Annotated in this window: 9 protein-coding genes and 1 pseudogene; 5 read left to right on the plus strand and 5 right to left on the minus strand. The window is 63.8% G+C overall.

Annotated features, from left to right (window positions below):
- Positions 1-90: 90 nt before the first annotated feature.
- The gene (locus tag EOA36_RS19730; protein WP_127279056.1) at positions 91-723 is read left to right on the plus strand and encodes a PQQ-binding-like beta-propeller repeat protein; all 633 of its coding nucleotides are present in this window, start codon (positions 91-93) and stop codon (positions 721-723) included.
- A 103-nt stretch (positions 724-826) separates the two neighbouring features.
- Entirely contained in the window at positions 827-1,657 is an 831-nt protein-coding gene (locus EOA36_RS19735) for an aldo/keto reductase (protein WP_127279057.1), read from the plus strand.
- Between the two features lie 82 nt (positions 1,658-1,739).
- On the opposite strand, the gene EOA36_RS19740 is transcribed toward EOA36_RS19735, so the two are convergent.
- Complete coding sequence (locus EOA36_RS19740) at positions 1,740-2,111, minus strand: endonuclease domain-containing protein (RefSeq protein WP_127279058.1); 372 nt, start codon at positions 2,109-2,111, stop codon at positions 1,740-1,742.
- Positions 2,112-2,239: 128 nt separating this feature from the next.
- Positions 2,240-2,548: a hypothetical protein gene (locus EOA36_RS19745; protein WP_027146346.1), complete on the minus strand. Its 309-nt coding sequence runs from the start codon at positions 2,546-2,548 to the stop codon at positions 2,240-2,242.
- Positions 2,549-2,744: 196 nt separating this feature from the next.
- Here EOA36_RS19745 and EOA36_RS19750 point away from each other — a divergent pair, with 196 nt between their 5' ends.
- The 3 genes from EOA36_RS19750 to EOA36_RS19760 all read left to right on the plus strand — a co-directional run bounded on the left by EOA36_RS19750 (position 2,745) and on the right by EOA36_RS19760 (position 6,096).
- Positions 2,745-3,437 (plus strand): glutathione S-transferase family protein, encoded by a 693-nt coding sequence (locus EOA36_RS19750; RefSeq protein ID WP_167531324.1) that lies wholly within the window; start codon positions 2,745-2,747, stop codon positions 3,435-3,437.
- 334 nt (positions 3,438-3,771) lie between these two features.
- The gene (locus tag EOA36_RS19755) at positions 3,772-5,274 is read left to right on the plus strand and encodes an ATP-binding protein (protein ID WP_127279059.1); all 1,503 of its coding nucleotides are present in this window, start codon (positions 3,772-3,774) and stop codon (positions 5,272-5,274) included.
- Positions 5,275-5,346: 72 nt separating this feature from the next.
- Complete coding sequence (locus EOA36_RS19760) at positions 5,347-6,096, plus strand: hypothetical protein (RefSeq protein WP_210212423.1); 750 nt, start codon at positions 5,347-5,349, stop codon at positions 6,094-6,096.
- Between the two features lie 26 nt (positions 6,097-6,122).
- Here the strand turns inward: EOA36_RS19760 and EOA36_RS19765 are convergent.
- The 3 genes and pseudogenes from EOA36_RS19765 to EOA36_RS19780 all read right to left on the minus strand — a co-directional run.
- Positions 6,123-6,230 (minus strand): annotated as a pseudogene (locus tag EOA36_RS19765) (protein usg); the annotation flags it as partial.
- Positions 6,231-6,465: 235 nt separating this feature from the next.
- The gene (locus EOA36_RS19775; RefSeq protein WP_145969226.1) at positions 6,466-7,341 is read right to left on the minus strand and encodes a hypothetical protein; all 876 of its coding nucleotides are present in this window, start codon (positions 7,339-7,341) and stop codon (positions 6,466-6,468) included.
- Positions 7,342-7,619: 278 nt separating this feature from the next.
- The coding region (locus EOA36_RS19780; protein WP_145969227.1) for an ABC transporter permease at positions 7,620-8,069 on the minus strand (450 nt) is incomplete at its 5' end.

Here is an 8,069-nt window from a genome sequence, read left to right on the forward strand (position 1 = left end):
CTAAGGTGCATTGATATTCAGACTCTCGACCCACCTTGGAACATGATCCCAGACGTCAGCGGGATGACGACCACCATCGAGGACAAAGACATGAAGCATTCGGCGGCCGAAATCCTGAGGGAATACGGACCTTTTCCCGGCGCCAAGACGGTGGCCGGGGTGAGCTTTGACGGCAAGAACGTCTGGTTCGCCTCGGGCGACAGGCTGAATGCCTTCGATCCGGAGAGCGGACAGGCGTTGCGTTCGATCGATGTCGCGGCGCATGCCGGCACCGCCTATGACGGCCGGCATTTTTTCCAGCTCGCCAAGGACCGCATCCAGAAGATCGATCCCGATACCGGCGAGGTGCTTTCCACCATTCCGGCACCCGGCAATGGCGGCGATTCCGGGCTGACCTGGGCCGAGGGCACGCTGTGGGTGGGGCAGCACCGGGAGCGCAAGATCCACCAGATCGATCCCGAGACCGGAAAAATCCTGCGCACCATCGAATCCAACCGTTTCGTCACAGGGGTGACCTGGGTCGACGGCGAATTGTGGCACGCCACCTGGGAGGGCGACGAGAGCGATCTGCGCCGCGTCGACCCGCAAACGGGCAAGGTTCTGGAGAAGCTCGACATGCCTGCCGGCATGGGCGTCTCGGGACTGGAATCCGATGGCGGCGACCGCCTCTTCTGCGGCAGCGGAAACGCCGGCGTGGTGAGGGCGGTGCGCCGGCCGAGGTGAAGGGACACGAATTTTCCCCCGGCGAATTTTCCCCCGGCGACTGGCCGTTGCGCGGCGTCGAGCCTAGATAGGCTGGACCATCCCCCCGCAAAAGGACCAGACCATGCCCCAACAGATCACGTTGAACGACGGCGCCGCCATTCCCCAGCTTGGCCTTGGCGTGTGGCAGGTCGATCACGACATCACCGCGCAAGTGGTGGGCTGGGCGATCGAGGCCGGCTACCGGCTGATCGATACCGCCGAGGGCTACCAGAACGAGGAAGGGGTCGGCGAGGCGATCCGCGCCGCCGGCGTGCCGGCAGCAGAGCTGTTCATCACCTCGAAGCTGCGCAACGGCGCCCACCAGCGCGATACGGCGCTGCGCGCCTTCGACGACACGATGAAGAAGCTCGGCGTCGAGCAGCTCGACCTGTTCCTGATCCATTGGCCGGTGGCCAGCCAGGACAAATATGTCGAGACCTGGAAGACGCTCGTCGAGTTGAAGCAGGCCGGCCGCATCAAGTCGATCGGCGTCTCGAATTTCAATCCTGATCATCTGGAGCGCATCATCGGCGAGACGGGCGTGGTGCCAAGCGTCAACCAGGTGGAACTGCATCCGCGTTTCCAGCAGCGTGCGCTCAGGGAATTCCATGCCAAACACGACATCCATACGGAAAGCTGGAGCCCGCTGGGCAGCGGCAAGCTGCTCGGCGACCCGACCATTGCGGGCATTGCCAAGAAGCATGGGAAATCCGCCGCGCAGACCATGATCCGCTGGCATCTCCAGCAGGGGCTGATCGTCATCCCGAAATCGATCCGCCAGGATCGCATCGCCGCCAATTTCGACGTCTTCGATTTCGAACTGGACGCGCAGGACCTGAAGACGATCGCGGGCATGGATTCGGCCGACGGCCGCGGCGGTCCGAACCCGGCGACGGCGGCGTTCTTGTTTTAAAGCTGGCGTCGAAGCTGCCAATCTCCCCCCTCGTGGGGGAGATGCCCGGCAGGGCAGAGGGGGGCGCTGTCCCGCCAGCCTTTCATTCGATACCACCCAAACCCGCCATGATGACAATATGGTGGCAGACATTGTCGATGTCGCGGATGACATCGTCATTCCAAAACCGGAGCACGGTCCAGCCGTCCTGCTCCAGATGCCTCGTCCTGACAGTGTCGTTCACTGCAAGATCTGCATCACCATGCTGCGATCCATCGAGTTCGACGACGAGCTTCTTCTGCGGGCACGCAAAGTCGGCGATATAGCCGGCAATCGGAAATTGTCTTCGAAAGCCAAGCCCCATCAGCCGATGCGCGCGAAGTTCATTCCAGAGCTTCAACTCCGCGTCGGTCATGACTTTGCGCATCGATCGAGCATTCGCTCGGTTCTGCGGCGGCAATGGCGTATGAGGCATGGCAGTTTCGATTGTGATTGAGGTTGGCGCTCTACGGCGCCCCCCTCTGTCCTGCCGGACATCTCCCCCACGAGGGGGGAGATTGGCGGTTTCGGCGATTTCGCCAATCGCAGAGGGGAGGAAGAGCGCTAGATCCCCGAGCCGTCCAGCTGCTGGGCGTCGTCGCCTTCCCAGGGCGCCGGCATCGAGGCGCCTCGGCTGAGATTGGCCGAGGGCATCGGCATCCAGCATTTCAGCTCCGGCTCGGCATATTCGACGACGCGGCCAGGCGAGGAATCGGAAGCGCGCCAGCCTTCCTCACCGAATTGATCAGCGCGTGACCAGTAGGCAAGGTCGACTTCCGCTGGCCCCTGTTCGGATGGGCGGACCGTAACGAGGATCCGGCTGCCGTCTTTCGGCGCGCTGGACATGTGGCGCCAGCGGTCGGGCTCATCCATCGTTCTTCCTCCTGCCTTGCTGCGGGATGAAGTGTCGCCTCGCCATCGGAGACGGTCAACCCAAACTTTGCGCGACCATCCTGTTTCGATGGGCTGTTCGTTCCGCCCGCTCCCGTGGGATGTATGATTTGTCGGATTGCGCCAGTCGCATCCGTCCTTGATCTGGCGATGGTCGCCGGGACAAGGAGAGGCATTCATGAGTGACAGGGGCGAGGCGATGCCGGCTGGGGTGGAAACAAAACTGTTCTTCAGCCGCAATCCCAATCCGCGCCTGGCGGTCGCGGTGGCGCGTCATCTCGGGGCGAGGCTGACCTTCGAATTCGCATCGCCGTTCGCGCCGGGGCAAGCGGAGCGGTTCCGGCCGCTCAATCCCAATCTTTCCCTTCCAATACTGGCGTGGCCGGGCGGCAGCCTGTGGGAGGCCGACGCCATAGCCTGCCGGTTGTCGCGCGACATGGGTTCGGATTTCTGGCGCGGCGGTGAGGATGAGCCCGACATGATCCGCTGGCTGAGCTGGGGCAAGGAGAATTTCGCGCGGGCCTGCGACATGGTGCATTTCGAGCGCGGCACCAAGCAGCGCTACGGGCTGGGCCCAATCGATCATCAGTTGGTCGAGGAGGGGCTGAAGCTTTTTCAAGCGACGGCGGCGATCCTGGAGACAGCGCTTGTCGGTAGGCAATGGCTGGTCGGCAACTCGGTCTCCTATGCCGACTTCCGCATGGCGACGTTCCTGCCGTTCAACGACGTCGCCGGGCTGCCGCTCGGTGATTATCCCGCTCTTGCCCGCTGGTATCGCCGGCTCGAAGCCGTCGAAGCCTGGCGTGATCCCTTCAAGGGACTGGCCGCACCGCATTTGCCGCCGGTGCCGAGGCAGGAAGCGATGAGGTGACGGACAGACCTGACGACCGGCGCATACACAGAGGAACTTGAAGACGCCGGCCGCCATTTGGGGCGTTGGGTGCATCACGTTGGGGCACGATGCAGGGTCAGGTTAGGCGGATGCCTGGTGCCCGCAATCGGAACGCCGGCCCATGGTGAACAGGGGGTTACTATCCACAGGCCCGAGGCAGTAACCGGCAGGCGGCGCGCCGGTTTGCGGCCGTCCATCGTGGCCACGTCATCATTGTCTCGGCTGTGCGCAACGCGAATCGCTTGGCCTGCGCGGCTCGACGGGCCGCGATCGGGTTGATAAGCCCGTCTGCGAAGGAGCCGATGAGTCTGGCATGACCGTTGCGATCGAGATGGGACACACGACGGCGGGCGCTCCGGCGAAGCTCGATCTCGAGGAGCTGCTGGCGACCCGCCTGCTGGTGCAGGGCAATTCGGGCTCCGGCAAGTCGCATCTGTTGCGGCGCCTGCTCGAACAGAGCGCGCCCTGGGTGCAGCAGACCATCATCGATCCGGAAGGTGACTTCGTCTCGCTGGGCGAGCGTTACGGCCACCTGGTGATCGATGCCGAGGAGCACACCGAGCGCGGCCTGCAGGCAGCCGGCGAGCGGGCGCGCATCCACCGTGTTTCAACCGTGCTCAACCTCGAAGGGCTCGACGCCGAGAACCAGATGCGGCGCGCCGCTGCCTTCCTTGGCGGGCTGTTCGAGGTCGCGCGCGACCATTGGTACCCGATGCTGGTGGTGGTCGACGAGGCGCAGCTGTTCGCGCCGGCGGTGGCCGGCGAGGTTTCCGACGAAGCGCGAAAACTCTCGCTCGGCGCCATGACCAATCTGATGTGCCGTGGCCGCAAGCGCGGGCTTGCCGGCATCATCGCCACGCAGCGGCTGGCCAAGCTCGCCAAGAACGTCGCGGCGGAAGCCTCCAACTTCCTCATGGGCCGCACCTTCCTCGATATCGACATGGCGCGCGCCGCCGATCTGCTCGGCATGGAGCGGCGGCAAGCGGAGGCCTTTCGCGACCTGGAGCGCGGACAGTTCATGGCGCTGGGGCCGGCGCTGTCGCGCCGCCCGCTCGGCCTACGCATCGGCCCGACCGACACCAGCCCGCGCAACGGCACGCCCAGGCTGATGGCGATGCCGGAATCCGCTCTCGAGGACGCCCGCGCGATCATCCTGGCCGCCCCGCCGCCCGAGACGATGCGCGCGCCGCGCCGGGTGGCGTCGCCGGATCTGCTGGAGCAGCTGATGGCGGCGAAATCGGCGCCGCGCGACATTCGGCCCGAACCGGCCGAGCCCGCGCCCAGCGCCGAGGATCTGGCCGAACGGCGCGAGCGGATGGACCGCATCCTGCGCGCCATCCTGGCCGAACCCGATGCGGGATTTCGCGTCATCGGCGTCCTCTATCAGGAATTCGTCGTGCGCTGCCGCATCGAGGGACTGGCTTCGGTCATACCCGATCTCCAGGAATTTCGCCGCATGCTGACACGCGCCCGTGCCGGGGTGGGGTCCGACATGGCCGAGGATGACGCGTGGCGGGATGTTTCGGTGCGCGCCTCACTGCTGCCAGAGGACATGCAGGGCGTGTTCATGATGATCGCGCGCGCGGCGAAGGAGGGCTGGCCGTGCCCGAGCGATGGCGCGATCGCCCGCGCCTATGGGTCGCACTCCATGCGCCGGGCCCGGCGGCTGCTGACCTATATCGAGGAGCAGGGCCTCATCGTCTGCCAGCTCGATGGCACGGGAAAGCGCACGGTGACGCTGGTCGAACTCGCCTGGGCCACCGCGCCGGGCGACCCCAACGCCGAGGCGGCGGAGCAGGGCAGCCTGGCGCTGTGAGGGCCGATGACTAGCCCAGGTCCCGGTGGATCGCGGACGCAGGCCGGCGGCACTGTCGCCCGGATCCGCATCATGGGGACGCCGAAATCGGGCACGAATCTCGCAAAACATCTGGTCGAGGCCTATCTCGGCGTGCCCGTCGTCTTTGACCAGGGTTTTTGGAAGCATGGGATCTTTCCGGCCCTGATGAACGGGCGCGCGCTGCAATATGGCGACTTGCCCATCATTGTCATGAGCAAGGACCCGATCACTCAGCTCCTGTCCTGGTTCCGTTTCACCAGGCACAACAGCATTTTGAGGCCGGCCAAACATTTCGGTTCGTTCCTGAACCAGCCTTTCGAAATCAGGCAGGATTTCACGCGGCCGCAGATGGAATACAGGTTCCGCGCACCCGCCGACTACTGGAACCAGTTCTACTTTGCTATGGAGGCGCTGCGCCGCACCGGCACGCCCGTGCATTTCGTATGCTATGAGCAACTCGTCGCGACCCCGGCCCTTTGCCTGGGTTCCATTTCCCGTTTCCTCGATCTGTCCACGCCGTTCGAAGCCAGCACCGACGTGACAATTCCACGCCACGCGCTTGTCTCGAGCAATGACATCGACCGGTCCGGGGACCCGGCCGCCAACGAGAGCCTGTTTGACCCCTCGCGGGCGGATCTGGCAGCCGCGTTGGCCAGGATCGGCTGGCGCAATGCGCACAGAATCCTGCGCGACATCGACGACGACGTGCTTGAGGCAACGGGCCGGGCCGGATTTCGCATGACCTGCAGGCAGGCGATCGGTCCCGCGGCGATATTGAGGTCGTTCATCGGCTTCTGGTGAGGCCTGCGTGCGCAACGACGCCGCCCTTACTGGACGGTGATAACACCGTCGACCGCTCGCCATTCCGATGGGGTGATGAGCCGGTGGTGGGCGATGTGGACGGAGTGAAGCGGTCCCTCCAAGCGCTCGGGGTGGCGCGCGCCGCGACACAGCACGCGTCATGGACGGCCGGATACTCGATCTGCAGGAGGCCCCATGCGTGGTCGCAATGAAGTCCTAGATATCGAGGATAAACTTGGCTATCGGGCCGCCGAGCGCCACCATCGGGCAGTTGGAAGGCAGCTCCACTTCTTTCGATATTGTTCCGGTTAGGCCATAGTTCCAGCGATCAGTTGGTTGCCGTCAAGACGGCCGGCGCCTCGGACAAGCTCAGCCGGTGAATGCCTTGAACTTGTCCTTGGAGGTCAGCAACACCTCCCCCTTGAACGAAATCGAGAAATCGCCCAGCTGGTACTGGCCTTGGTCGTTCTTGAGCAGGATGTCGCCAGTCACCTTGTTGGGGCCACCCTCGATGCCTTTGACTATCCTGGCGACGTAGCGCAGGTTGCTCTTGGCAAAGAGCATATCGTTCCTGGCCAGTTGCTGCGCGAGAAGCTGGCGTTTCGAGTCGTCGCCGATGCCTTGCAGGCGCTTTTCAATGGCCTCGGGGGTGACACTCGCCAAGGCGCTGTTCAAAGCTGGCAATGCCTTCTGCAGGCTGAACAGGGCATCGGAAGTCATCCTGCCGGCATCACCGTAGGTCAGGCTCTGGTTGCTGATCGCCTTGTTGGCCTGCGCCTGCGGGCTGCGGTCGGCAGCGGCCTCCATCTCGTCCTGGACGGCCCACATATAGTCATGTTCTCCCATCGCCATCACCGTTTCCGGTGTCTCGCCCGTGGGGATGAAGTTGCGCGCAACGGTGGAATCTTCGTGTCGGCGGTCTGCCTCGACCATCGAGCCGATGAAGCGTGTATACTCCGCTTGGAGTTCGTCAAAGTTGGCTTCGCCCGCGCGCAAATAACGGTCTTGTGCCGTCGTGGTGGACGTTGCACTGATGGGTGAAGACGCCTGCGCCCCAGCGGCCTGGCCAAAGCTGCCGAACGGATCGTATTCGGCGTCGTCCTCATCACCTGTTGCACCCGGACGAATGACAGGAGGCTCGGTCCGCAGCGCCGTGCCTGCTTTCGCGAACGCGGGCTGGTTGGCGCCTGCAAAGCCGCTCTTGGCCGACATCAGCTTCTGTGTCGTAACGGTGAGATCCGGCATGATCCGCATCGAGCAAGCTCTCGTGTTTCACATGCCTTGTGCATGCGATTCACAGAATGAAGCATAGGCGGTTAATCAATGGTTCAAAGTGAACGCTGGCCGAAAACAAATAGTGGTATCCAATGGCATCACGCCAATACACTTCAACAAGGACTAATATAGTTGGCAAAAATACGGAAGCGGCGAGTTTCTCAAAATCGATCCTTTCGCCGCTTATCTCTTGTGCGCAGGCACTGGATTGCTTGATGATCCAAAACGGTGGCCTTCGCGGGATCCTTTCACCGCTCCTCGACGATCCGCAAATAGGCCGCCGTGACGAACAGCACGATCAACCCGAACAAGATCCTTCTAGCCCCCTCCGGCATCTGCAGGATGGTCAGGAGCGTCGTCAGCACGGTGAGGATCAGCGCGCCGATGATGGTGCCGGTGTAGCCGCCGCGGCCGCCGAAGATGGAGGTGCCGCCGATGACGGCGGCGGCCACCGAAGGCAGCACCAGCGGTTCGGCGAGCGACAGGGAAGGGGCCTTGATCAGGCCGATATAGAGCAGGCCGGTGATGCCGGCGAGCACGCTTGAGGTGACGTAGAGCGCCGTTATGACCTGCCAGTATTGCACGCCCGACAGACGCGTCGCGCGCTCATTGTCGCCGACGGCGTAGAGCAGGCGGCCGAAGCCGGTGCGGGCGAGCGTGAAGACGATGAGCGCGGCCAGCGGCACGAAGAGCAGCAG

It is taken from the genome of Mesorhizobium sp. M8A.F.Ca.ET.021.01.1.1, assembly GCF_003998025.1.
Taxonomy (GTDB): Bacteria; Pseudomonadota; Alphaproteobacteria; order Rhizobiales; family Rhizobiaceae; genus Mesorhizobium.